The organism is Streptomyces macrolidinus, from assembly GCF_023887685.1.
In the GTDB taxonomy this organism is placed as follows: domain Bacteria; phylum Actinomycetota; class Actinomycetes; order Streptomycetales; family Streptomycetaceae; genus Streptomyces; species Streptomyces macrolidinus.
On the sequence record NZ_JAMWMR010000030.1, the window covers coordinates 24983 to 47715 of the forward strand.

At 69.4% G+C, this 22733-nt stretch carries 23 protein-coding genes and 1 pseudogene; 13 read left to right on the forward strand and 11 right to left on the reverse strand.

Features of this window, described 5'->3' with window-relative positions:
- The first annotated feature begins 45 nt into the window (after nucleotides 1-45).
- From NGF19_RS25585 to NGF19_RS25600, 4 genes are all read left to right on the forward strand, one after another.
- Nucleotides 46-801, forward strand: coding sequence for a TIGR03089 family protein (locus tag NGF19_RS25585; protein ID WP_252427764.1), 756 nt, complete (start codon nucleotides 46-48; stop codon nucleotides 799-801).
- A 136-nt stretch (nucleotides 802-937) separates the two neighbouring features.
- The gene (locus tag NGF19_RS25590) at nucleotides 938-2293 is read left to right on the forward strand and encodes an LCP family protein (protein WP_252427765.1); all 1356 of its coding nucleotides are present in this window, start codon (nucleotides 938-940) and stop codon (nucleotides 2291-2293) included.
- A gap of 238 nt (nucleotides 2294-2531) precedes the next feature.
- The gene (locus tag NGF19_RS25595) at nucleotides 2532-4292 is read left to right on the forward strand and encodes an LCP family protein (protein ID WP_252427767.1); all 1761 of its coding nucleotides are present in this window, start codon (nucleotides 2532-2534) and stop codon (nucleotides 4290-4292) included.
- Nucleotides 4293-4493: 201 nt separating this feature from the next.
- Nucleotides 4494-6206: an LCP family protein gene (locus tag NGF19_RS25600; protein WP_372505844.1), complete on the forward strand. Its 1713-nt coding sequence runs from the start codon at nucleotides 4494-4496 to the stop codon at nucleotides 6204-6206.
- Between the two features lie 83 nt (nucleotides 6207-6289).
- On the opposite strand, the gene NGF19_RS25605 is transcribed toward NGF19_RS25600, so the two are convergent.
- Nucleotides 6290-7318 (reverse strand): glycosyltransferase family 2 protein, encoded by a 1029-nt coding sequence (locus NGF19_RS25605; protein WP_252427768.1) that lies wholly within the window; start codon nucleotides 7316-7318, stop codon nucleotides 6290-6292.
- 125 nt (nucleotides 7319-7443) lie between these two features.
- Here NGF19_RS25605 and NGF19_RS25610 point away from each other — a divergent pair, with 125 nt between their 5' ends.
- Nucleotides 7444-8904, forward strand: a complete 1461-nt coding sequence (locus tag NGF19_RS25610) for an LCP family protein (RefSeq protein ID WP_443735603.1) — start codon at nucleotides 7444-7446, stop codon at nucleotides 8902-8904.
- Between the two features lie 108 nt (nucleotides 8905-9012).
- On the opposite strand, the gene NGF19_RS25615 is transcribed toward NGF19_RS25610, so the two are convergent.
- From NGF19_RS25615 to NGF19_RS25625, 3 genes are read right to left on the reverse strand one after another with little or no spacing between them, the layout of a single operon-like run.
- A complete protein-coding gene (locus NGF19_RS25615) occupies nucleotides 9013-9198 on the reverse strand; it encodes a DUF397 domain-containing protein (RefSeq protein ID WP_252427770.1) in 186 nt (61 codons plus the stop codon).
- Nucleotides 9199-9256: 58 nt separating this feature from the next.
- Nucleotides 9257-9478, reverse strand: a complete 222-nt coding sequence (locus NGF19_RS25620) for a DUF397 domain-containing protein (RefSeq protein WP_252427771.1) — start codon at nucleotides 9476-9478, stop codon at nucleotides 9257-9259.
- Nucleotides 9475-10341: a DUF5753 domain-containing protein gene (locus NGF19_RS25625; protein WP_308288545.1), complete on the reverse strand. Its 867-nt coding sequence runs from the start codon at nucleotides 10339-10341 to the stop codon at nucleotides 9475-9477. Before NGF19_RS25625 ends, NGF19_RS25620 begins: the two co-directional genes overlap by 4 nt.
- Before the next feature lie 244 nt (nucleotides 10342-10585).
- Between NGF19_RS25625 and NGF19_RS25630 the strand changes: the two genes are divergently transcribed.
- The 4 genes and pseudogenes from NGF19_RS25630 (at nucleotide 10586) to NGF19_RS25645 (ending at nucleotide 12501) form a co-directional block, all read left to right on the forward strand.
- On the forward strand, nucleotides 10586-11032 hold the full coding sequence (locus NGF19_RS25630; protein WP_252427774.1) for an ATP-binding protein: 447 nt from the start codon (nucleotides 10586-10588) through the stop codon (nucleotides 11030-11032).
- Between the two features lie 239 nt (nucleotides 11033-11271).
- A pseudogene (locus NGF19_RS25635) lies at nucleotides 11272-11421 on the forward strand (DUF397 domain-containing protein); the annotation flags it as partial.
- Nucleotides 11364-11783 carry a hypothetical protein gene (locus tag NGF19_RS25640; protein WP_372505845.1) on the forward strand — a complete coding sequence of 140 codons (420 nt, stop codon included), beginning with the start codon at nucleotides 11364-11366 and terminating at the stop codon, nucleotides 11781-11783. The pseudogene NGF19_RS25635 and the gene NGF19_RS25640, both read left to right, overlap by 58 nt.
- Before the next feature lie 25 nt (nucleotides 11784-11808).
- Entirely contained in the window at nucleotides 11809-12501 is a 693-nt protein-coding gene (locus NGF19_RS25645) for a class I SAM-dependent methyltransferase (RefSeq protein ID WP_252427775.1), read from the forward strand.
- 58 nt (nucleotides 12502-12559) lie between these two features.
- Here NGF19_RS25645 and NGF19_RS25650 read toward each other — a convergent pair whose 3' ends face one another.
- The gene (locus tag NGF19_RS25650; RefSeq protein ID WP_252427777.1) at nucleotides 12560-13132 is read right to left on the reverse strand and encodes an acyl-CoA thioesterase; all 573 of its coding nucleotides are present in this window, start codon (nucleotides 13130-13132) and stop codon (nucleotides 12560-12562) included.
- A gap of 119 nt (nucleotides 13133-13251) precedes the next feature.
- Between NGF19_RS25650 and NGF19_RS25655 the strand changes: the two genes are divergently transcribed.
- Nucleotides 13252-14511 carry an LCP family protein gene (locus NGF19_RS25655; RefSeq protein ID WP_252427779.1) on the forward strand — a complete coding sequence of 420 codons (1260 nt, stop codon included), beginning with the start codon at nucleotides 13252-13254 and terminating at the stop codon, nucleotides 14509-14511.
- Between the two features lie 67 nt (nucleotides 14512-14578).
- Here the strand turns inward: NGF19_RS25655 and NGF19_RS25660 are convergent, their stop codons facing one another.
- Nucleotides 14579-14938, reverse strand: a complete 360-nt coding sequence (locus NGF19_RS25660) for a VOC family protein (RefSeq protein ID WP_252427781.1) — start codon at nucleotides 14936-14938, stop codon at nucleotides 14579-14581.
- 147 nt (nucleotides 14939-15085) lie between these two features.
- On the opposite strand from NGF19_RS25660, the gene NGF19_RS25665 reads away from it, so the two are divergent.
- The gene (locus tag NGF19_RS25665; RefSeq protein WP_252427782.1) at nucleotides 15086-15586 is read left to right on the forward strand and encodes a CGNR zinc finger domain-containing protein; all 501 of its coding nucleotides are present in this window, start codon (nucleotides 15086-15088) and stop codon (nucleotides 15584-15586) included.
- 97 nt (nucleotides 15587-15683) lie between these two features.
- Here the strand turns inward: NGF19_RS25665 and NGF19_RS25670 are convergent, their stop codons facing one another.
- Nucleotides 15684-17027 carry a UDP-glucose dehydrogenase family protein gene (locus NGF19_RS25670; RefSeq protein WP_252427784.1) on the reverse strand — a complete coding sequence of 448 codons (1344 nt, stop codon included), beginning with the start codon at nucleotides 17025-17027 and terminating at the stop codon, nucleotides 15684-15686.
- 188 nt (nucleotides 17028-17215) lie between these two features.
- On the opposite strand from NGF19_RS25670, the gene NGF19_RS25675 reads away from it, so the two are divergent.
- A complete protein-coding gene (locus tag NGF19_RS25675) occupies nucleotides 17216-18373 on the forward strand; it encodes an acyl-CoA dehydrogenase (RefSeq protein WP_289737923.1) in 1158 nt (385 codons plus the stop codon).
- A 154-nt stretch (nucleotides 18374-18527) separates the two neighbouring features.
- On the opposite strand, the gene NGF19_RS25680 is transcribed toward NGF19_RS25675, so the two are convergent.
- Complete coding sequence (locus tag NGF19_RS25680; RefSeq protein WP_252427786.1) at nucleotides 18528-19097, reverse strand: TetR/AcrR family transcriptional regulator; 570 nt, start codon at nucleotides 19095-19097, stop codon at nucleotides 18528-18530.
- 97 nt (nucleotides 19098-19194) lie between these two features.
- Between NGF19_RS25680 and NGF19_RS25685 the strand changes: the two genes are divergently transcribed.
- Nucleotides 19195-19482, forward strand: coding sequence for an antibiotic biosynthesis monooxygenase (locus NGF19_RS25685; RefSeq protein ID WP_252427788.1), 288 nt, complete (start codon nucleotides 19195-19197; stop codon nucleotides 19480-19482).
- Nucleotides 19483-19666: 184 nt separating this feature from the next.
- Here the strand turns inward: NGF19_RS25685 and NGF19_RS25690 are convergent, their stop codons facing one another.
- From NGF19_RS25690 to NGF19_RS25700, 3 genes are all read right to left on the reverse strand, one after another.
- Nucleotides 19667-20845: a dipeptidase gene (locus tag NGF19_RS25690; protein WP_252427789.1), complete on the reverse strand. Its 1179-nt coding sequence runs from the start codon at nucleotides 20843-20845 to the stop codon at nucleotides 19667-19669.
- Nucleotides 20846-20850: 5 nt separating this feature from the next.
- A complete protein-coding gene (gene purE, locus NGF19_RS25695) occupies nucleotides 20851-21354 on the reverse strand; it encodes a 5-(carboxyamino)imidazole ribonucleotide mutase (RefSeq protein WP_372505849.1) in 504 nt (167 codons plus the stop codon).
- Nucleotides 21355-21431: 77 nt separating this feature from the next.
- The gene (locus NGF19_RS25700) at nucleotides 21432-22589 is read right to left on the reverse strand and encodes a 5-(carboxyamino)imidazole ribonucleotide synthase (protein ID WP_252427792.1); all 1158 of its coding nucleotides are present in this window, start codon (nucleotides 22587-22589) and stop codon (nucleotides 21432-21434) included.
- Nucleotides 22590-22733: the final 144 nt, after the last annotated feature.

Below are 22733 nucleotides of genomic sequence, written 5' to 3' on the forward strand. Positions count from 1 at the left end.
CCGACCGGTCCACCCGGCGCAGGCGCCCCGCGTACGCTTGCGCGGATGAACGCCACCGACCGCACCCCTGCCGACCTGCTGCGATCCGCGCTCGCCGCGGACCCCGCACGCCCCCTGGTGACCTTCTACGACGACGCCACGGGCGAACGCGTCGAACTCTCGGTCGCCACCTTCGCCAACTGGGTGGCCAAGACCGCCAACCTCCTTCAGGGTGATCTCGCCGCCGGGCCCGGCGACCGGGTCGCGCTGCTGCTGCCCGCGCACTGGCAGACGGCGGTATGGCTGCTCGCCTGCGCGTCCGTGGGCGTCGTCGCCGATGTCGGCGGTGACGCGGGCGCGGCCGACGTCGTCGTCAGCGGACCCGACACACTCGACGCGGCACGCGCCTGCTCCGGGGAGCGTGTCGCACTCGCGCTGCGCCCGCTCGGCGGCCGGTTCCCCAAGGCCCCGGACGGGTTCATGGACTACGCGGTCGAGGTGCCGGGGCAGGGCGACCGCTTCCAGGCGTACGCGCCGGTCGACCCGGAGGAGTCCGCTCTGATCGTCGCCGGGGCCGCGTTCACGGGCGCCGAGGTCGTGGAGCGGGCCCGCGCGGACGCACCCGCGCTCGGCCTGACGGGCCCCGGCTCGCGCCTGCTGTCCGGGCTGTCGTACGACACCTGGGAGGGGCTGAGCGCCGGGCTGTACGCGCCGCTCGCGACCGGCGGGTCCGTGGTGCTCTGCCGCCATCTGGACCGGTCGGACGAGGCCGCGGTGGCCCAGCGGATCGAGAGCGAGCGCGTGACCGCGACGGCTCGCTGAGCACCGCCTCCCGGTAGCCCCCTGACGGGCGCACTTCGCCTCCGTTCGGACCAGCACCGGCCGCCCGGACCCGCCGCCCCGGGCCATGGTCGTAGGAGCCCGACACGCTCGTACGCCGCAGGGGGTGGACCCGGCAGTGACCACCGAAGGCACCCCACGGCCGCCGGGCGCCGCGGCCACCGGTCACGGCCCGGCCAGCCGTCGGCGGCACTGGGGGCGCTGGGCCACGCTGGGACTCGCGCTGCTCCTGGTCGGGGCCGCCGGGGCCGGATGGGTCGCGTACGAGAGGCTGGACGCGAACATCACCGCGGACGAAGGCGCCGCCGCCGAACTCGCCCGGCACGAGAGGGAACGGCCGCGGGCGCTCGTACCCGGCGCGCGGAACGTCCTGCTCATCGGGTCCGACTCGCGCGCGGGCGGCGGCGACCAGTACGGCAGGGACTCCGGGACCGAGCGGTCCGACACCACGATCCTGCTGCATGTGGCGGCCGGCCGACGCGGCGCCACCGCCGTCTCCCTGCCCCGCGACCTCATGGTCCACGTGCCGGACTGCCGCATGCGCGACGGCAGTCGCAGCCGTCCGGTGTTCGCGATGTTCAACAGCGCCTTCGCGACCGGGGGTTCGGCCTGTTCCGTGCGGACCGTCGAGAAGCTGACGGGCATCCGCGTCGATCACTTCGTGGTCGTCGACTTCAACGGCTTCAAGACGCTGGTCGACGCGCTCGACGGCGTCCCGGTGTGCCTGAAGGAGCCGCTCGACGACAAGGACGCCAAGGTCAAGCTGCCCGCGGGCAAGGTGACGCTCGACGGAGAGCAGGCACTGGGCTACGTCCGGGCCCGCAAGAGCCTCGGCGACGGCAGCGACACCGAACGGATGGAACGCCAACAGCGCTTCCTCGGCGCGCTCGTCGCCAAGGTGAACAGCACCAACGTCCTGCTGAACCCGCTCAAGCTGTATCCGGTCCTGGACGCGGCCACCTCGTCCCTCACCACGGACCCGGAACTGGCGAGCCTGCGCGGACTCTACGGACTGCTGAACGAACTGCGGAACCTCCCCCCGCGGCGCGTGCAGTTCCTGACCGTGCCGCGCAGGCCGTACTCGTACAACGCCGATCGCGACCAGTTGGTGGAACCCGCGGCACGCGAACTCTTCGAACGGCTGCGCAGGGATCAGCCCGTGAAGGTCACGCGGGATGCCCCGAGCGGTCCTCCGTCGAAAGCGGGCGCCTCTCCGTCGAACGCGTCTGCTGCAAACACGGCCCCATCGAACACGGCTCCTCCGAACGTGACTCTCTCGAACGCGTCCCCTTCGAACGCGACTCCCCCGAACGCGTCCCCTTCGAAAGCGGGCGCGGCGTTCGGAGTTCGCAACAGTGAGCAGTCGTACGGCGACGCAGAGTCTCTTGTCATGCGGCCCGGCGTGCGCGGATCGACCCCTCAGCCTCCGCCCACTTTCCCCGGGAAAACGGCCGCTCCGGACGGCTGTGGGTAAAGCGCATACCAAGCCTGGGAACGTCTGAGCTAAGAACTCTCTGAGAATTAGGGGGGATTGCCCAGTTGTAGGGGAGTGGAGTTTGTCACCGCCGTCGCTTGACGCCGAACTGGGCGGATAGTGTGAGCGATCCGGTGCCACACCCTTGATGTCCTTTCTGGGGCGCGCACTGAATGAAAGAGACCCGGGCGCCTCGAGGGGAAGGCGCCGCGTGCCCCGACGGAGGACTCAGGCAACCGTGGACGCGCAAGGCCGTGGGCGGGCGGACGACATCGACCCCGCAGACCAGTGGGTACGCAACCCGGATACCGGTGAATACGAACTGCGACTGCCCCCTTCCGCACCGCAGTCGGGGGTGCCGAAGCCGCGCAGGGGGGCGCCCGGCGGGAACGCCCGGGAAGGCGCCCGTACGCGGCCGGGACCGCGGCGCAGGGCTCCGGAGCAGCCGGCCCCGGACACCGTTCCGGGACCGCGCCGCCGCCGCGGTGCGCCCGAGCAGCCCGCGCCGGGGCGGCGTCGGGGGCGTACGAAGCAGAAGAAGGGCAAGGCCAAGAAGATACTGCTGTGGACCAGCGGCAGTCTGGCCTTCGTCCTGGTCGCCACCGTCGGCGCCGGTTACCTCTACCTCAAGCACCTCGAGGGGAACGTCACGACGAAGGACGTCGGCGACGCCGCCAAGGACAGCTTCAGCAAGGACGAAGCGTTCAACATCCTGATCATCGGTACGGACAAACGCACCGGTAAGGGCAACAAGGGCTACGGCGACAAGGGCAGCGCCGGCCACGCCGACACCAACATCCTGCTGCACGTCGCCGAGGACCGGACGAACGCGACCGCGCTGAGCATCCCGCGTGACCTGATCGCCGACGTCCCTGCCTGCCCGACGATCCAGCCCGACGGCAGCACCCAGGTCATCCCCGGCTCACCGAACGTCCGCTTCAACGAGAGCCTCGGCCAGAAGGGCCGCGACCCGGGCTGCACGATGCGCACGGTCAAGGAGATCACCGGTATCGCCCCCGACCACTTCATGATGGTCGACTTCAACGCCGTGAAGACGCTGACCTCGGCGGTCGGCGGGGTCGAGGTCTGTGTGGGCAAGGACGTCGACGACAAGGACTCGCATCTGAAGCTGTCGAAGGGAACGCACACCGTCGAGGGCGAACAGGCCCTCGCCTTCGTCCGCACCCGGCACAGCTTCGGCAACCAGGGCGACCTGGACCGCATCAAGGCGCAGCAGCAGTTCCTCGGCTCGCTGGCCCGCAAGATGACCTCCAGCGACACGCTCACCAACCCCGTCAAGTTGATGGACCTGGCGGAGGCCGCCACCAAGGCACTCACGGTCGACAAGGGCATCGGCGACGGGAACACGCTCAAGGACGTGGCCCTGGAGCTGAAGAAGGTGCCGCCGAAGAACATCACCTTCGTGACGGTGCCGGTGCTCGACAACCCGGCGGACGGTCCTGTGAAGAAGACCGTCATCGTCAACAAGGCCAAGGCCCCGGCGGTCTTCGACGCGATCAACGGCGACGTCTCCTTCACCGAGGTGGCGAAGAAGAAGAAGGCGAAGAAGAAGGAGGCGGAGAGCGCCGCGGCTGCCCGGCTCGAGGGCTCCCGCTCGACCGCCGCCGACATCCGGGTCGACATCTACAACGGCGGTGCCACCGGTGGCAGTGCCCAGGAGACGCTGAGCTGGCTCCAGGTGAACGAGGGCGTCCTCAAGTCCAGCCAGCTCGGCAACGCGAAGGAAGACGTCGACAAGACGACGCTGGAGTACGCCCCCGACCAGGCCGACCAGGCACGCAAGTTGGCGGACATCATGGGGCTGCCCGGATCCGCGCTGAAGCCGGGCCAGAGCGAGAAGAACGCCCAGGGGCTGCCCGCGATGATCCTGACGCTCGGCAAGGACTTCAAGGGCGCCGGGGTGCCGCTGACGGCGCCGACCAAGGCGCCTGAGGTCGACAACAAGGCCACCGCCGAGAAGGCCGAATGCGTCACGTGAGTTGACGCCTTGCCTCGCGTCCGAGGGACGCGGATTCAGAAGCGCCCGGTCCAGATGCATCCTGCCGGGCGCTTCAAGCGTCCAACAGAGCACGGGAGTTGTCGGGCGAGGCGCCGGACGCGCCCTCCGAAGCGCCGGACGGACCCGTACGTCGGGCACAGGACGGACCCGTTCGTCGGGCACAGGGTGGGAGGCAGGTAGATGACGCAGAGCGGTGTGCGCCGGGCAGAGAGGCGACCGGCCGGCAGACGGCCGCAGGCCGACGATCCGGACGAGAGCGGCGCGCACGAGGACGCCGAGGCGGGCGGGGACGCGGGAGCGGGCCGAGACGGGCGGAGGCGCGGCCCGCGTCGTCGGCGCGGGCGCCGTGTCCTGCGCTGGACCGCGATGACCCTGGCGGTACTGACTCTCGGCACCGCCGGCGCCGGATACCTCTACTACCAGCACCTCAACCACAACATCCGCAAGGGCGAACGCAACAGCGGGGACTCCAAGGCCAAGAAGGCGACGCCGAACGCGGACGGCCAGACGCCGGTGAACATCCTGCTGCTCGGCTCCGACAGCCGTAACTCCGACGCGAACGTGCGGCTGGGCGGCAGCCGGGAGAACCGCGGCAACCCGCCGCTGGCCGACGTCGAGATGCTCGTCCACATCTCCGCGGACCGTGAGAGCGCCGCGGTGGTGAGCATCCCCCGGGACACCCGGACCGACATACCCAAGTGCACCGACCCCGAGACGGGCAAGACCTACCCCCCGACCAACACCATCATCAACGAGTCGCTGGCCCGAGGCGGCGCCGGCTGCACCCTCGCCACCTGGGAGAACCTCACCGGTGTCTATATCGACCACTGGATGACGATCGACTTCGCGGGCGTGGTGAAGATGGCGGACGCCATCGGCGGCGTCGACGTCTGCGTCAAGCAGAACGTCTGGGACCGTCCGCTGCCCCTCGTGTCCGGCGGCTCGGGCCTGAAGATGAAGGCGGGCACGCACAAGGTGAAGGGCGAGCAGGCCCTGCAGTGGCTGCGCACCCGGCACGCCTGGGGCAGTGACCTGATGCGGGCCAGGGCCCAGCACATGTACCTGAACTCGATGATCCGCACGCTCAAGGGCCAGAACATCTTCACGGACAGCGGGCGGCTCATGGACCTCGCCGAGGCCGCCGTGAAGTCCCTGGAGGTCTCGGAGGAGATCGGCAGCGTCAAGAAGCTGTACGACCTGAGCATGCTGCTCAAGGAGGTACCGACCGACCGCATCACCATGACGACGATGCCCAACGTCCAGGACCCGCTGGACAAGAACCACGTGGTGCCGGACGGAGCCAACGCCGAGAAGATGTGGAAGATGCTCCGCGACGACATCCCCTTCGACGACAAGGGCGGCAAGGGCGGCAAGAACACCAAGGAAGGCAAGGGCGGCGAGGGCACCACGTCGGCCACGGGCAAGGGGACGGGCGGGGACACGGGCGGGGAGAAGGCCTCCCAGGCCCCCTCGGTCTCGACCGACCAGCTAGGCGTGTTGGTGCAGAACGGCACCAGGACCTCCACCCAGGCCGCGATCCGCAACCGGGCGAGCGAGGTCAGCCAGGAGTTGGTGCGCAAGGGCTTCGGCAGGGCAGCCGCCGACACCACGACAGCTCCGTCCGTGGAGCAGACGGTGGTGCGCTACCCGAGCGCGGACATGGAGGGCGACGCCCAGAGTGTCGCCGACGCGCTGGGGATTCCCCTGAGTTCGGTGAAGAGGTCGACGGAGGTGTCGAGCGTCACGGTCGTCGTGGGCTCCGACTGGACCACGGGCACGGCCTATCCGAAGCAGTCCGCGCCGAAGGCCGGGGATCTGCCCGACAACTCCGACGCCATCAACGGCTCGGACGAGAGCCAGTGCATGGACGTGTACAAGCCCTACCAGTGGTAGCCGGCTGACACGACACGGGGAGGGCCTGCCGCAGAGTGCGGCAGGCCCTCCCCGTAGTTCACCCGCGTCCACGCGGAACGCGCTCAGCTCTCGCGGACGACCGCCGGCCGCCGCGACGCGATGACCTTCTTCGCCAGCGACTTCGGGCTGGTCAGGAAGCCCCAGCCCCACGACATGTGCATGGTCGCGAGGGCGACCGGTACCTGCATCCGGGCCTTCAGCGGCAGGCCCTTGCCCGCGGGGACGGAGCCGAGGGCGATCGCCGCGAGATAGCCGCCGGGGACCACGAAGCCCCAGGGGGTCAGCACCGCGCCCACCACGGCGCCCGCCGCGATCGCGCAGACCGCGGTCGGCGGGGCGAGATAGCGCAGGTTGATGGAGCCCTCGTGGAAGCGGGCGACGACATGCCGCCAACGGCCGTAGTCCTTGTACTGCTTGGCCAGGGCCTTGACCGAGGGCCGCGGCCGGTACGACACCATCAGCTCCGGCGAGAACCAGATGAGCCCGCCCGCCTCGCGGATGCGGAAGTTCAGCTCCCAGTCCTGGGCACGGATGAACTCCTCGTTGTAGCCGCCCTGTTGCTCCAGCGCCTCGCGTCGGAAGACACCGAGGTAGACGGTCTCCGCCGCACCGGCCTCGCCGCCCGTGTGGAACGCGGCGTTGCCGACACCGATCTTCGAGGTCATCGCGGCGGCGACCGCGTGCTCCCAGTCGTTCTCGCCCTCGGCGTGCATGATGCCGCCGACGTTCTGCGCGCCGGTCTCCTCCAGCAGCCGTACGGCGGTCGCGATGTAGTTCGGCGAGAGCATGCCGTGGCCGTCGACGCGGACCACGATCGGGTGGCGGGAGGCCTTGATCGCGGCGTTGAGCGCGGCGGGCGTGCGGCCGGTCGGGTTCGGCACCGTGTGCACGCGCGGGTCCTCACGGACCAGCTCGGCGGCGATCTCGTCGGTACGGTCCTTGGAGGGGCCGAGGGCGATCACCACCTCCATCTCGCCGTCGTACTCCTGGGCGAGGATCGCGGTGACCGCTCCGCGCAGATGCCGCTCCTCGTCGAGGACGGGCATGATCACGGACACGGCAGGGAGCTGCGCATCGGACTTGGCGTTCATAGAGAACTCACGTTACCGCGAACGGGGGACACCGATGCGCGCCACCCGGGCGCCGCCGAGGGCCACCGATCGTATGGGCCTACGGTGCTCGCGGATCCACGCCCAGCCTCGCGGAGGTCTCCCCCGTGCCTACGCCGACCCGCCCGCCCGTGCGCACCGTGCCCGACCGCCGCTCCCCTGCCCGCCGGACGCCCGTCCGGAAGAGGTCCCGCTGGGCCGCGCGGACGGTCACGTCGTTCTCCATGATGGTCCTCGCCGCGGCCGGTATCGGGCACGCGGTGCTCACCGGCCTTGACCAGGACATCGCCCGGGTCGACCCCTTCAAGGACATGAAGAACCGTCCCGCCGCGGGCCACGGCATGAACGTACTGCTGGTCGGCACCGACGGCCGGGACGGGATCACGGAGGAGGACCGGCGCGCGTACCGCCTCGGCGGCACGCCCTGCAACTGCACGGACACGATCATGATCGTGCACCTCTCGGCGGACCGGGACCGGGCCACCGTCGTGAGCCTGCCGCGCGACTCCTACACCCGGCTGCCGGAGCACACCGACCGCACGACCGGGCAGCGCCACGGCCCCCATCCGATCAGGCTGAACGCGGCGTACGCGGAGGGCGGCCCGAACCTGACCGTGCGCACGATCGAGGAGATGACCCACCTCAAGATCGACCACTATCTGGAGGTCGACTTCGTCAGCTTCATGAAGACCGTGGACGTCCTCGGCGGCGTACGGATCTGTACGCCGCAGTCGATGAAGGACGCCTACACCGGGCTCGACCTGCCCGCGGGCAGACATCTGCTCGGCGGTGGACAGGCGTTGCAGTACGTACGCTCCCGGCACGTCGACGGGGCCTCGGACGTGGGGCGGATGCAGCGGCAGCAGACGTTCGTGGCGGCGCTGCTGGACCGGGCGACCTCCTCGGGTGTGCTGCTGAACCCGATGAAGTTCCGGGACGTGACCCAGGCCGTACTCGGCTCGGTCCGCGCCGACCTGGGCTTCGAGACGGACGACATGCTCGATCTGGGGCGGGCGATGCGGCACTTCACCCCGCACTCGTCGGAGTTCGCGACCGTACCGCTCCAGCAGGTGGACTACGAGGTCAAGGGCCTCGGCTCCACGGTGAAGTGGGACGAGGCGAAGGCGGGCGCGCTCTTCCGGGCGCTGCGCGACGACAAGCCGCTCGCCCCGCCCCGGCCGCGGGAACAGGGCCCGGCCGCGGTGCCCGTGGACGTCGACCCGCGGCAGATCCGGGTACGGGTGGAGAACGGCACGGACGCGAAGGACGCGGGCAAGCGGCTGTCCGACGCGCTCACGGCCACCGGGTTCCGGGTCGTCGGTCAGCCGACCGACCTGCCGAACCACGCCGCCGGGCACACGGTGATCGTCTACGACCCACGCTGGAACCGCTCGGCGACGGCCCTGGCAACGGCCCTGCCGGGCAGCGAACTCCGCCCGACGCCCGGCCAGGGCCCGACGCTGAGACTGATCGTGGGGACGGACGGGGCGAAGGTACGACCGGTACGCCCGACCCAGCCACAGGAGCAGCAACCGGTACTGACCGGGGACCAGGTGGCGTGTTCCTAGTTCCGCACCGCCCAACCTGACCGACAACGCCCCCCGTACGGCCATCTACGGCTGTACGGGGGCGCGTTGCTCCCGGGCACTTGCCGTCCGGATCACCGCGGGCCGTGCCTACAGCTCGCCCTCGACCACGCTTCCGATGAATGCTTGCCACCCCTCGAAACTGCTGGTCAGAACCGGCCCCGCCTGCTCCTTGCTGTCGCGCGTGGCAACCGCGTCATCGAGGTACGCCACCTCGACGCAGTTGCCGTTGCTGTGGCCCGACTTGAACCACTCGGCGTTCTCAACGCTTGTCATGGCTCCCCGCTACCTCAGAAGCCCCTGGGAACAGGCCGTCATTGCGGCTTCATACGCGCTACGCGACGTTACCGAACTCGCCAGCGGCAACCGCGCCGACGAACGCGGCCAGTCGCCCACGGTCGAGTAGCAGCGCAGGCCCGTTCGGGTTCTTGCTGTCCCGAACGGCGACCGTGTCAGCATCAACGATCCCGCACTCGACGCAGTCCGACTGCGCCGCAGACGCCGACGATTTCCACCAGCTCACCGGGAGAGACGACGCATCGTCAACATGCCTCATTTGCTCTTCTTCCTAATCTCATTGATCAACTCGGCCGATGCCTCGACCGAGAGTGCTGCGGAGGTCATCCGCTGCCAGGAATCCCGGTGAGCAGCCACCTTGTCCTGTTCCTCGATGTACAACGCAGCCGTAAGCGCCTCGCTGTGCACGACGTCCAAGTCAGCATGCGGACCGAAACCCAAAATGGTGAAGCTCCCCGTCAGGCCGACGTGCAACGGGGCACTCACCGGCAGCACTTGGATGTTCACGTTCGGTCGTTTCCCTATGGTGAGGAGCCGACCAAGCTGCTCATGCATCAAGCCATCAACCTGCGAGGTCGACCGTAGGGCAGCCTCGCCGATGATCGCCCACAAGGCGAGCGGGTTGTCTCGGGTGAGCACCGCCTGACGCGCGAGCCGTACCTCGACGAGGGCATCGACGCGCGCCTCGACCGCTTCGGACATCGCGGTTGCCCGGATGATCTCCTGTGCGTACTCCGCAGTCTGGAGCAATCCAGGGATCAGGCCTATCTGCCAGGTAGAGACCGATATCGCGTCAGCTTCCAGACTGATCAGGTCTTCATACACCGGAGTGAGTACACCGCGGTACGAGTGCCACCAACCGCGCTGTGCACCTTCCTTGGTCAAGGTAACCAGGGCAGCGCACAGTTCGTCGTTCAGGTTCTCGCCCAACTCGGCATACAGGGCAAGCAGATCCTCGATGTCCTTCGCCTTGGCTGCGGACTTGGCCGTCTCGATCCTCGACAACTTCGAGGACACGAACCGACCCCGGGACTTCTCCGCCACCTCATCAAGAGTGCGGTCGCCGCGCAATGCGCGCAGCTTCGCACCGAGGCGCCGACGACGCACTGTAGGCGCACTCACGTCGTGTCCCTCCCGTTGGGTGTCCTGCCCGACAGTTTGCCGTGCGGCGTCATCGACTGTCACCTGCGTACTCCACATGCCAAACCCTCATCCCAGCAACGCGTGCAAATTTCTACGATCGAGTGATATGGCTTGCGGAAGCGTGCGTCACGGGTGCAATCTTCCGTCACGAGACGTGATCGTGCCGTGACAGTCATTGCGAAGTAGCCTCCGAGACACGGCACTTACCCGTGAGGGGACATGCATGATCGATCCATTACGAGCACTGCTGCCCGCATGTTGCCCACCGCCCGACGGCCCCCCGCCCATGCTGTTACTGGCGAGCGAACCCCAGTCGGTCGGCCAAGCCCGTGCGTTCGTACGCGAGTTCATCGGGTACCACTCACCGGGCCTGCCGGAAGCCCACGTTGACGCTGTCGTCCTGGTGACGAGCGAACTGGTCACCAACGCCTACCGGTACGGCACCGAGCCCGGGGACATGATTCAACTCGTCCTCGCCGCCAAGACCGACCGGACCCGCGTCGAGGTACACGACCCCGTGCGCCGCGTGCCCCGTCACCGGCTCGCGTCCGCCGAGCGGGACCGTGGGCGCGGTCTGGTCATCCCCGACGCGCTGTGTCCGAAGTCGTGGGGGTGCGGCGACCGGCCCCTTGGGAAGTTCGTATGGGCGGAGATCCCATGGACCGACTGACCATCCGGCCGGTACCCGGGCCGGGGTTCAGACCTGGGATTCCGAGCAGGCCGTATTCGTTACCGACGGCCTCCCGCCTCTGATGACGAACGCGTGGCCTCCCTGCGAGTGCTGGCGCTGTACCGGCTCTGGCAAGCGCTCCAGCACCTGAAGTGTGCTCCATCCCCCTTTGACTCCCGCCCGGCACGGGCGGCGGCGGTCAGTCATGGCCGCGATCAGCTGAGCAGGAAGGTGCAGTGATGCTGAACGGAAGTGATCTGTACAAGCTCGATATCAACGGAGCCTCGTTCGTGAAGGCGTGCGGGGGCAATACCCACCCTGACGGCGAGTCGTGCGTGACCCTGGCCCGCATCGGCGACGACGCCTGGGCCCTGCCGGAAGCAGGCCGGATCTGATGCAGCGGTACCGCGAGGTAGCCGCACAGTTCCCCACCTCCGATCTGCCGCCGCTGGAAACGGCGTACTGGCTGATCAAGCCGCGCTCCTTGGTTCGTGGCACGTGGGAGGAGGCGAAGGAGGCCGCGTCATGGCTCGGTGAGCAACTGGCCGAGTACGCGCCTCGGTTCACATCAGAGACGGACCGAGACACCGCGCGACTGGCCCGGCTGGTGAACATCGCCGCCGAACAACTGCACTCAGGTACTGATGTGTCGTACGGCTTCTATCTGGAACGTCCCTCGTACCTGTCCGTGGCAGTGGTGACCTGTTCCCCGAACCGGGCGAACTCTGAACTGGCTTGCCCAGTCGGGTAAATGCTTGTGCCCGAAACGGACACCGATGACTGACAGTCGCTGTGCATGGGACACCTATGCGCAGAGCAAGCCCCAGCGAAGGCGGACCAACGCCAAGGGGGAGACCACCTGGTTCAACTGGACTCAGTACGCCGACCACGGCCCCGGTGCCGAGCTGCTGGCACTCACCCCCGGTGACACCGTGCTCGACCTCGGCTGCGGGTCCGGCGGGAACCTCGCTCACCTTGCCACCCTCGGCATGAAGGCCGTCGGCGTGGACATCTCCGCGAAGCAGCTCCACAAGGCCCGCGAGCGGTGGCCGGACGTGGACGGCATGGAGCCGCACCAGGGCGAAGCCCTGGCCTACCTCGGCGAGACCTGCACGATCTTCGACTCGGTCTTCAGCGTCTTCGGCGTCGTGTGGTTCACCGACCCCGCTCTCCTGTTGCCGGTCGTGCACGCCGCCCTCAAGCCGGGCGGTGTGTTCGGCTTCTCCCAGCGGCCCCCTGTCGAAGGCTGCTACGGATGCCAGGTGTCGTACATCCCTCGCGGCCCCGAGGAGGACCCCGCCGTCGTGAAGCGGTGGGACTACCAGCCCGACACCTGGTGTTCGCTCCTCAAGGAGTACGGGTTCCCCGAGGCGACCGCGACCGTGCTCCCGGCCCCTGAACAGGACCAGCGCACCACAGGCACGCTCCTGGTCCGCGCCGTACGGGGAGACCGCACCGGGGGTGGCTGATCGATGGGAGACCCCGGGCCGACCCGCCACGCCCCTGGAGGCACCGGGGCGCCGTACGTCAGTCGCCGAGGCCCTCGGCCGTGCTCTGCTCGCGGAGTTCCATGATGGCGCGCCGTCGGGCAAGGCGGTGTGTGCGGCGGATCTGCGCTTCCTGGTAGCGCCGCTTGTCCCGCTCGGTCTCCGGGATCACCTGCGGCACCGCCCGCGGCTTCCCGTCCGCGTCGACCGCGGCGAACACCAGGTACGCCGATCCGACCTGCTGCGCCGGAGTCGACTCGTTCCAGCGCTCCGCCATCACGCGGACGCCGATCTCCATGGACGTCCGCCCCGTCCAGTTGCACTGGGCGTGCACGTGGACGAGGTCGCCTACCCGGACCGGGGAGAGGAACGCCATCTCGTCCATGGACGCCGTCACCGCGGGTCCGCCCGAATGACGACCCGCGACCGCCCCGGCCGCGTCGTCGACAAGCTTCATGATCACGCCACCATGGACGGTCCCGAGCAGGTTCGTCTCGTTCGCCGTCATGATGTGCGACAGCGTCGTACGCGACGCCGATGTCGGCTTCCCGGGCAGGTCACGCGCTATGCCGTCCGGAATGTCAGAGTCTGGGGCGGGGGGCTGGTCTGTCATGCCCTCCACCTTATGCCGCTTCCGCACCCGGGGCGTTTGTGTCGGCTTCGCAACAGCCCTGGTCCGGTTTCCCCCGGCCCCTTGTAAGGTGCACCGTCGGACCCGGCACACTGTGGCGCATGAACGATTGGCCCGAGGGATCGTCCGACGACAGTCGCGGCAACCGATACGGACGCGGCAGCGGCAGCGCGCACCCCGAGGGTGCACGCGTGATGCGTCAGGTGCGGCGCACACCCGGCGGGCCGGGCGGCCCCCGTTCGGCGCCGCCGCACGGCGGGGTGCCGCGGCAGCCGAGGTATGCGAACGACGACCAGGGACACGGCTCCTACGACAGCGGCTACAACACCGGGCAGGTCTACGGCGGACCGCCGCCCGGCGGCTCCGGGGGGACGCGCCCGGCGCCCAACTGGCGCCGCCGGATCAAGTGGACCGCGATCACGGTCGTCACCGTGTTCGTGGTGACGTCGGTGGCCACGTACTTCTGGGCCGACTCCAAGCTCCACCGGGACGTGGACCTCTCGAAGGTGATCGACCGGCCCGAGGGCGGCGAGGGCACCAACTACCTGATCGTCGGCTCCGACAGCCGCGACGGCATGTCGAGCGAGGACAAGAAGAAGCTCCACACTGGCTCCGCCGAGGGCAAGCGCACGGACACCATGATGATCCTGCACACCGGCGACAACGGCTCGACGCTGATATCCCTGCCGCGTGACTCGGACGTGGAGATACCGTCGTTCAAGGGCTCCTCCTCGGGCAAGCTCTACCAGGGCACCGGCCGCCATACGAAGCTGAACGCGGCGTACGCGACCGACGGCCCCGAACTCCTGGTCCGCACCGTCGAGTTCAACACCGGGCTGCGGATCGACCACTACGCGGAGATCGGCTTCGGCGGCTTCGCGAACATCGTGGACGCGGTCGGCGGTGTCGAGATGACCATCGACAAGGGCTTCAAGGACAAGTGGTCGGGCGCCGACTTCGAGGCGGGCAAGCAGACGTTGAACGGCGAGCAGGCCCTCGCCTTCGTCCGTACCCGGCACGCCTTCGCGGCGAGTGACCTGCAACGCACCAAGAACCAGCAGAAGTTCCTGTCGGCGCTGGCCCATGAGGTCGCCACCCCGTCGACCGTCCTCAACCCCTTCAAGCTCTACCCGACGATGGGCGCGGGCCTGGACTCGCTGATCGTCGACAAGGACATGAGCCTGTGGGACCTGGCCGACATGTTCTGGTCGATGAAGGGCGTCACCGGCGGTGACGGGACCTCGATGAACATGCCCATCTCGGGCTCGACCGGCGGCAATCTGGTCTGGGACAAGGCCAAGGTCAAGACGCTGGTGGATGAGTTGAAGAACGACGAGAAGGTGACGGTGTCGGGGAACTGACCCCGGTGTCCGTACGTCACGCAGGGCCCCGCCGAGCGATCGCGTTCGGCGGGGCCCTGTCGGGTTCTCAGCAGGCGCAGAGGCAGAACGGGTGGCCCGCCGGGTCCGCGTACACCCGCCAGGAGCGCGAGCGGTCCTCCGTGTCCAACGGGCGGGCGCCGAGCGCGAGAACGCCCCGCTCGGCCTCGTCCAGGTCGTCGACGTCGAGGTCCAGATGCAACTGCTGCGCGCCGTCGCTGCCCGGCCACTTCGGCGGTACGTGGCCGGGCGCGGCCTGGAACGCCAGCGTCCGGCGGTCGCCCACCTTCAGCTCGACCCACTCACCGTCGCCCTCCACCGTGCCGCCGAGCACCTCGGCGTAGAACCCCGCGAGCGCGCGGGGGTCGGGACAGTCCAGGGCGACGATGCCCAGTGTGGCGAGAGCCATGCTGTGCCTCCTCCGAGTCGGAGTTACCCGTAGCGATGGGCAACCGGTAACGGTTACCCCATGCTGGCGCATGAGGGGTAACGTCGCAAGGGGAATTCGAGAGGTAACGTCACGCGCATGAGGTCGCAGACATGAGTGGTGGCAGACATGAGTGACAGAGCCGCCGCGCCCGGTGGTCTCGCCCTGGTGGAGGCCCTGGTCAACACCGTGGACCTGCTCTCGGGCGCGGACCGCCTGGACACCGCCGAGGGACGCGCCGAGTTCGGCGTCACGGAGGAGGACCTGGCGGACGTACGGGCCCTGCGGGAGTCGCTGCGGGCCGCCTGCCTGGCCCACGCGGGCCATCCCCCGCACCGCGAAGTGACGCCTCTCAACGTCCTGTTGGCGCGGGCACCGCTGTACGTGGCCGTCGACGAGCGGGACGGCTCGGCGCGCCTCGCGCCCGTCGACGAGGGCCCCCTGCTCTCCCGCGTCGCCGCCGCCGTCGCCCAGGCGCTCACCGCGGGCACCTGGCTGCGTCTGAAGGCCTGCGAACTGCCCGAGTGCCACTGGGCGTACTACGACCGCAGCCCGGCCGGGAGGGGCCGCTGGTGCTCGATGTCGACGTGCGGGGCGCGGGCGAAGATGCGGCGCTACCGGGCCAAGTAGCCGCGGGCGGCGGGGAGTCGGGCGCTCGGTCGCCTCGCGAGGGTGCGCCGGGGCGCCGGTCCTCTCAGCCGGACCGGCGCCCTCTGTTCGAGTCCGCCTACGCGGTCGGGCGACCCATCGCCCGGTACGTCCACCCCGCGCCGCGCCACAGCTCGGCGTCGAGCGCGTTGCGGCCGTCGAGGATCGTGCGGGTGGCGGCCACCTCGCCCAGCTCCGCCGGGTCCAGCTCGCGGAACGCGCGCCACTCCGTGAGGTGCAGCACCACATCGGCGCCGCGCACGGCGTCCAGGGCCGTCGCGGCGTATCCGAGCGTCGGGAACACCTTGCGGGCGTTGTCCATGCCCTTGGGGTCGTAGACCGTGACCTGACCGCCCTGGAGGTGGATCTGCCCGGCGACGTTCAGCGCGGGCGAGTCGCGTACGTCGTCCGAGTCGGGCTTGAACGTCGCGCCGAGGACCGCGACGCGCTTGCCGAGGAACGAGCCGCCGCCGAGCGCCTCACGCGCCATCTCCACCATCTGGCCGCGGCGGCGCATGTTGATGGAGTCGATCTCGCGCAGGAACGTCAGCGCCTGGTCGGCGCCCAGCTCGCCCGCGCGCGCCATGAAGGCCCGGATGTCCTTCGGCAGACAGCCGCCGCCGAAGCCGATCCCGGCGCGCAGGAACTTGCTGCCGATCCGGTCGTCGTGCCCGATCGCCTCCGCCAGCTTGGCCACGTCACCGCCGGCGGCCTCGCAGACCTCCGCCATCGCGTTGATGAAGGAGATCTTCGTGGCGAGGAAGGAGTTGGCGGAGGTCTTCACCAGCTCGGCGGTCGGGAAGTCGGTGACGACGAAGGGCGAGCCCTCGGCGAGCGGGGTCGCGTAGACCTCGCGCAGCAGCTTCTCGGCGTGCTCGCTGCGCACCCCGACGACGACGCGGTCGGGGTGCAGCGTGTCCTGCACGGCGAAGCCCTCGCGCAGGAACTCGGGGTTCCAGGCCAGCTCGGCGTCCGCGCCCGCGGGCGCGTGCTCGGCGAGGTAGGCGGCGAGGCGGTCCGCGGAGCCCACGGGCACGGTCGACTTGCCGACGACGAGGGCCGGGGCCTTCAGATGCGGCGCGAGCGAGGCGATCGCGGCGTCGACGTACGACATGTCGCAGGCGTACTCGCCGTGCTTCTGCGGGGTGTTCACACAGACGAAGTGGACATCGCCGAAGTCGGCCAGCTCGGCCCAGTCCAGGGTGAACCGCAGCCGCCCGGTGGCCCCTTCCAGACCCGCCACGTGCTTGCGCAGCAACTCCTCGAGACCGGGCTCGTACATCGGGGCCTCGCCCCGCTGGAGCCGCTCGATCTTCTCCGGGACCACATCGAGCGCCAGCACCTCGAATCCCAGCTCGGCCATGGCCGCGGCGTGCGTGGCGCCGAGGTAACCAGTACCGATCACGGTGATCTTGAGGGCCATGCGTGCTCCAGAGAAGAGTCCGTCGTCAGTGCGGGCCCGAGCATAGTCGGGCCGCTGACGGGGCACGCTTCCCGCTGTCGCCAAGCTCACGTATCACTGACGTGGGCGGGCCCCTAAGATTTGGGTTACTTAACGGTAATTAGCGCCATCACCCAGTTCGTCAGAGCGTCCCTGGAGCGTGAGAGACCTTGGCCGGATCGGCTGACTTCGACCTGTACCGCCCGTCCGAGGAGCACGACATGCTCCGCGACGCCATCCGCTCGCTGGCCGAGGCGAAGATCGCGCCGCACGCCACCGCGGTGGACGAGGAGGCCCGCTTCCCGCAGGAGGCGCTGGACGCCCTCGTCGCGAACGACCTGCACGCGGTGCACGTGCCCGAGGAGTACGGCGGCGCGGGCGCCGACGCGCTCGCCACGGTCATCGTGATCGAGGAGGTGGCCCGCGCCTGCGTGTCCTCCTCCCTGATCCCGGCCGTGAACAAGCTGGGCTCCCTGCCGGTGATCCTCTCCGGCTCCGAGGAGCTGAAGAAGAAGTACCTGGGCCCGCTGGCCAAGGGCGACGCGATGTTCTCGTACTGCCTGTCCGAGCCGGACGCGGGCTCCGACGCGGCCGGTATGAAGACCAAGGCGGTCCGCGACGGCGACCACTGGATCCTCAACGGCGTCAAGCGCTGGATCACCAACGCGGGCGTCTCCGAGTACTACACGGTCATGGCGGTGACCGACCCCACCAAGCGGTCCAAGGGCATATCGGCCTTCGTCGTCGAGAAGTCGGACCCGGGCGTCTCCTTCGGCGCCCCGGAGAAGAAGCTCGGCATCAAGGGCTCGCCGACCCGTGAGGTCTACTTCGACAACGTGCGCATCCCGGCCGACCGCATGATCGGCGAGGAGGGCACGGGCTTCGCCACGGCGATGAAGACCCTGGACCACACCCGCATCACCATCGCGGCCCAGGCCCTCGGTGTCGCCCAGGGCGCCTTCGACTACGCCAAGGGCTACGTCAAGGAGCGCAAGCAGTTCGGCAAGCCGATCGCCGACTTCCAGGGCATCCAGTTCATGCTCGCCGACATGGCGATGAAGATCGAGGCCGCCCGCCAGCTCACCTACGCCGCGGCGGCCAAGTCGGAGCGCGGCGATGCCGACCTGACCTTCCAGGGCGCCGCCGCGAAGTGCTTCGCCTCGGACGTGGCGATGGAGGTCACCACGGACGCGGTCCAACTCCTCGGCGGCTACGGCTACACCCGTGACTACCCGGTGGAGCGCATGATGCGCGACGCGAAGATCACGCAGATTTATGAGGGCACGAACCAAGTTCAGCGGATCGTGATGGCCAGGAACCTTCCCTAGCAGGGAACCTTCCCTAGCAGGGTCTTTGCAGGTCAGAAGCTACTTCGCAGGTCCTGCACGAACATCACGGCCCCCGGCATGACGCCGGGGGCCGTGCCAGTTCCTGCCGCGTCATCAAGAAGCGATCACGGCTGACAGAACCGGGACCGTGAGGTCACTGGGCGGGGCTGGCGGGCGGGCGGTTGAGGATGAGGTCGCCGACGCGGGCGAGAACCTGGGCACGGGTGCGGCCAGGGTGGTCGGCGGCAAGGAAGTGGCTCCCGATGGCCGCACAGAACGCCAGCACGCTGCGGGCCTCGATCTCGTCCGGGTCGGTGCAGACGGTGCCGATCGCCTCGCGCAGCAGGCCCATGCGCGCGTTGTCCACGCGGCGCAGGCGCTCGGCGACGGACGGGTCGCGGCGAGCCCAGTCGCGGATGGCCAGATCGATGGGGCACAGGCGGTCGGAGAAGGTGAGCTGCCCGGCCAGGAAGGCCTTGTCCAGGATGTCTCCACCCTCGCTCTCGATCTGGTCGAGGACGTCGTCGATGGCCTCCCGCTCCCAGGTGTCCAGCATTCCCTTCAGCAGCGCGTCGCGGTCGGCGAAGTAGCCGTAGAACCCGCCCTTGGTCACACCTAGGGACTTGGCCAGGGCCTCGACGCGCACGGCGTCCACGCCGCCTGACGCCAGCGCCCGCAGGCCCTCCTCGACCCACTTCTCGCGCGGTGTGCGCAACGAACCCATGATGTGACCCGCCTCACTCCTCCGCTTGTTGTACGGAACCGTACAACAAGTCTAACCTGCTGTTATACGTAAGCGTATACCTCAAAGGGGGATCGCCATGTCGTTTGGCTTCGTCGCCTTCCACTACCCCAGGCCCGAGCATCTGGAGGAGTTCGTCGGCCGCACCCATCAGGTCCGCGAGGTGCTGGCCTCGCAGCCGGGATTCCTGCGCGCCGAGCCCTGGGTCACCCCCGAGGGTGACGCCGTCGTCACCACCGGAGAGTTCGAGTCCCAGCAGGCGTTCCAGGCGGCGTTCGCCGCCGTGGCCCAGGAGCTGGGCTCGGCCGTCGACTTCGACGAGCGCGAAGTCAAGCCCCGCCAGATCCACACCCTGCTGTCGCGGTGACGGGGCAGGCTGCCACGACCAGCGGGTCGTTGTCGTGATCGCATGGCGCCGGGGACTGTGGGGCATCGCCCGCCGACGGGCTGCGTCCATGCGCACAACCTGCCCGTAGCCCACGGCCCGTTGTGGCTCCGGACGCAGGAGCGGGGCACCCCGTAGGGTGCCCCGCTCCTGTCATGTGTGTGCGTCAGCCGTCCAGGTCCTCCGGTGTCGCGTTCGACGGGCCCCGGCGGGTGCGCAGGTCGCGGGCCACGTCCTCGGCCGCGCCCAGGACGCGGACCGCGTTCTGCCAGGTCAGCTTGGCCAGGTCGGTGGTGGACCAGCCGCGGTCCAGCAGTTCCGCGATCAGGTTGGGGTAGCCGGAGACGTCGGCGAGGCCGTCGGGGGTGAAGGTCGTGCCGTCGTAGTCGCCGCCGATGCCGAGGTGGTCGACGCCCGCCACCTCGCGCATGTGGTCCAGGTGGTCGGCGACCGTCGAGACCGTCGCGATCGGGCGCGGGTGGGTCTCCTCGAAGGCGTGGTGGACCTTCATCGCCTCGTCGGACGAGTCGAGGTGGTGGAAGCCGTGGGCCCGCAGGTTCTCGTCGGCCGCGGCCGTCCAGTCCACCGCCGCCTGGAGCACGAACTTCGGTACGAACGTCACCATCGCCACACCGCCGTTGGCGGGGAGGCGTTCGAGGACGTCGTCCGGGATGTTGCGCGGGTGGTCGCACACGGCCCGGGAGGAGGAGTGGGAGAAGATCACCGGCGCGGCCGTGGTGTCCAGCGCGGCCCGCATCGTCGTCGCCGCGACATGCGAGAGGTCGACGAGCATGCCGAGGCGGTTCATCTCCCGGACCACCTCGCGGCCGAACTCGGACAGTCCGCCGACCTTCGGTTCGTCGGTCGCCGAGTCCGCCCACGAGACGTTGTCGTTGTGGGTGAGGGTCATATAGCGCACACCCAGCTCGTACAGGCCCCGGAGCGTGCCGAGGGAGCCCGCGATCGAGTGGCCGCCCTCCGCGCCCATGAGGGACGCGATACGGCCCTCCGCGCGCGCCGCCTCCATGTCGGCGGCGGTCAGGGCCAGGCGCAGGTCGGCCGGGTAGCGGTCGATCAACTGCCGTACGCAGTCGATCTGTTCCAGCGTCGAGGGCACCGCGTCGGGCAGGTCGCTGCGGACGTACACCGACCAGAACTGCGCGCCGACGCCGCCTTCGCGCAGCCGGGGGATGTCCGTGTGCAGATGCGCGTGCTGCGGTCCGGCGATGTCGCGGGCGTCGAGGTCGTAGCGGACCTGCTCGCGCAGCGCCCAGGGCAGGTCGTTGTGGCCGTCGACGACGGGGAACTCGCGCAGCAGGGCGCGGGCCTGGTCAAGTGAGGTCATCGTGGTCACTTACCCGTTCCGAAGCCGAAGTTGCCGGAGCCTTCGACCTTGGTGCGCAGGCGCTTGCCCTTCTCGGTGGCCTGGTCGTTCAGGTCCCGCTGGAAGTCCCGCATCTTCTGCAGGAGTTCCTCGTCGTGCGCGGCGAGGATGCGGGCCGCCAGCAGGCCCGCGTTGCGGGCACCGCCCACCGAGACCGTCGCCACCGGGACACCGGCCGGCATCTGCACGATCGACAGCAGCGAGTCCATGCCGTCCAGATGCTTGAGCGGGACCGGGACGCCGATGACCGGCAGCGGGGTGACGGAGGCGAGCATGCCGGGCAGATGGGCGGCGCCGCCCGCGCCCGCGATGACGGCCTTCAGCCCGCGCTCGGCGGCGTTCTCGCCGTACGCGATCATCTCGTGCGGCATGCGGTGCGCGGAGACGACGCCGACCTCGTACGCGATCTCGAACTCGGCGAGGGCCTTGGCGGCGGCCTCCATGACGGGCCAGTCGGAGTCCGACCCCATGACGATGCCCACCGACGGAAGGGGGCGCGCGTCAGCGCTCGTTGAGGGGCGGTGGTCGGGTGACGGGCGGGCAGGGCTCATTCGGTGATGGTGCCTCTCAGATAGCCGGCAGCGTGACGGGCGCGTTCCAGCACGTCGTCAAGGTCGTCGCCGTAGGTGTTGACATGTCCGACCTTGCGGCCGGGCTTCACGTCCTTGCCGTACATGTGGATCTTGAGCTGCGGATCGCGGGCCATGCAGTGCAGATACGCGGAGTACATGTCCGGGTAGTCGCCGCCGAGGACGTTGACCATGACGGTCCAGTCGGCGCGCGGGCGCGGGTCGCCGAGCGGGAGGTCGAGGACGGCGCGGACGTGGTTGGCGAACTGGGAGGTGATCGCGCCGTCCTGGGTCCAGTGGCCCGAGTTGTGCGGGCGCATCGCCAGTTCGTTGACGAGGATGCGTCCGTCGCGGGTCTGGAACAGCTCGACAGCGAGATGGCCGACGACGCCGAGTTCCTGGGCGATCCGCAGGGCCAACTCCTCGGCCTGGAGCGCCAGTTCGTCATCGAGGTCGGGGGCCGGTGCGATCACGGTGTCACAGACCCCGCCCACCTGCCGCGACTCCACGACGGGGTAGGCCACGGCCTGGCCGTGCGGCGACCGTACGACGTTGGCGGCCAGCTCCCGCAGGAAGTCGACCTTCTCCTCGGCGAGGACGGGGACACCGGCGCGGAACGGCTCGGCGGCCTCCTCGGCGGAGCGTACGACCCACACGCCCTTGCCGTCGTAGCCGCCGCGGACCGTCTTGAGGACGACCGGGAAGCCGTCCGCCGCGCCGTCGCCCGCGAGCTCGGCGGCGAAGGCGGCGACGTCCTCCGGGTCGCTCACGATGCGGTGGCGCGGACACGGCACCCCGATCGCGTCGAGCCTGGCCCGCATCACGCCCTTGTCCTGGGCGTGCACGAGCGCGTCCGGGCCGGGGCGGACGGGGATGCCGTCGGCCTCCAGGGCCCGTAGGTGCTCGGTGGGCACATGCTCGTGATCGAACGTGATCACGTCGCAGCCCTGGGCGAAGGCGCGCAGCGTCGCCAGGTCGCGGTAGTCGCCGATGACGACGTCGCCTACGACCTGTGCCGCGGAGTCCTGTGGAGTGTCACTGAGAAGCTTGAACTTGATGCCGAGCGGGATGCCTGCCTCGTGGGTCATACGGGCGAGCTGGCCCCCACCGATCATGCCGACTACCGGGAACGTCACGCCCCCAGGGTATCCGTCACGCCGAGATGGCCGGATGTTGTCTCCTCGGGCACGATTCGAGGCCACATGTGACCGGTTCCGTCCCCTTCTCACCCCCGTGACCGCATTCTTTCCGTCCTCATGCACACGGCCGCGGGCGGCGCC

Bases quoted from the DNA above. Each gene is read 5' to 3' on its own strand.
- purE (WP_372505849.1), bottom strand. From the start codon at position 21,354: ATGGGGTCGGACTCCGACTGGCCCGTCATGGAGGCCGCCGCCAAGGCC.
- NGF19_RS25585 (WP_252427764.1), top strand. From the start codon at position 46: ATGAACGCCACCGACCGCACCCCTGCCGACCTGCTGCGATCCGCGCTC.
- NGF19_RS25655 (WP_252427779.1), top strand. From the start codon at position 13,252: ATGAACGATTGGCCCGAGGGATCGTCCGACGACAGTCGCGGCAACCGA.
- NGF19_RS25600 (WP_372505844.1), top strand. From the start codon at position 4,494: ATGACGCAGAGCGGTGTGCGCCGGGCAGAGAGGCGACCGGCCGGCAGA.
- NGF19_RS25670 (WP_252427784.1), bottom strand. From the start codon at position 17,027: ATGGCCCTCAAGATCACCGTGATCGGTACTGGTTACCTCGGCGCCACG.
- NGF19_RS25650 (WP_252427777.1), bottom strand. From the start codon at position 13,132: ATGACAGACCAGCCCCCCGCCCCAGACTCTGACATTCCGGACGGCATA.
- NGF19_RS25680 (WP_252427786.1), bottom strand. From the start codon at position 19,097: ATGGGTTCGTTGCGCACACCGCGCGAGAAGTGGGTCGAGGAGGGCCTG.
- NGF19_RS25690 (WP_252427789.1), bottom strand. From the start codon at position 20,845: ATGACCTCACTTGACCAGGCCCGCGCCCTGCTGCGCGAGTTCCCCGTC.
- NGF19_RS25685 (WP_252427788.1), top strand. From the start codon at position 19,195: ATGTCGTTTGGCTTCGTCGCCTTCCACTACCCCAGGCCCGAGCATCTG.
- NGF19_RS25630 (WP_252427774.1), top strand. From the start codon at position 10,586: ATGATCGATCCATTACGAGCACTGCTGCCCGCATGTTGCCCACCGCCC.
- NGF19_RS25620 (WP_252427771.1), bottom strand. From the start codon at position 9,478: ATGAGGCATGTTGACGATGCGTCGTCTCTCCCGGTGAGCTGGTGGAAA.
- NGF19_RS25605 (WP_252427768.1), bottom strand. From the start codon at position 7,318: ATGAACGCCAAGTCCGATGCGCAGCTCCCTGCCGTGTCCGTGATCATG.
- NGF19_RS25665 (WP_252427782.1), top strand. From the start codon at position 15,086: ATGAGTGACAGAGCCGCCGCGCCCGGTGGTCTCGCCCTGGTGGAGGCC.
- NGF19_RS25615 (WP_252427770.1), bottom strand. From the start codon at position 9,198: ATGACAAGCGTTGAGAACGCCGAGTGGTTCAAGTCGGGCCACAGCAAC.
- NGF19_RS25645 (WP_252427775.1), top strand. From the start codon at position 11,809: ATGACTGACAGTCGCTGTGCATGGGACACCTATGCGCAGAGCAAGCCC.
- NGF19_RS25660 (WP_252427781.1), bottom strand. From the start codon at position 14,938: ATGGCTCTCGCCACACTGGGCATCGTCGCCCTGGACTGTCCCGACCCC.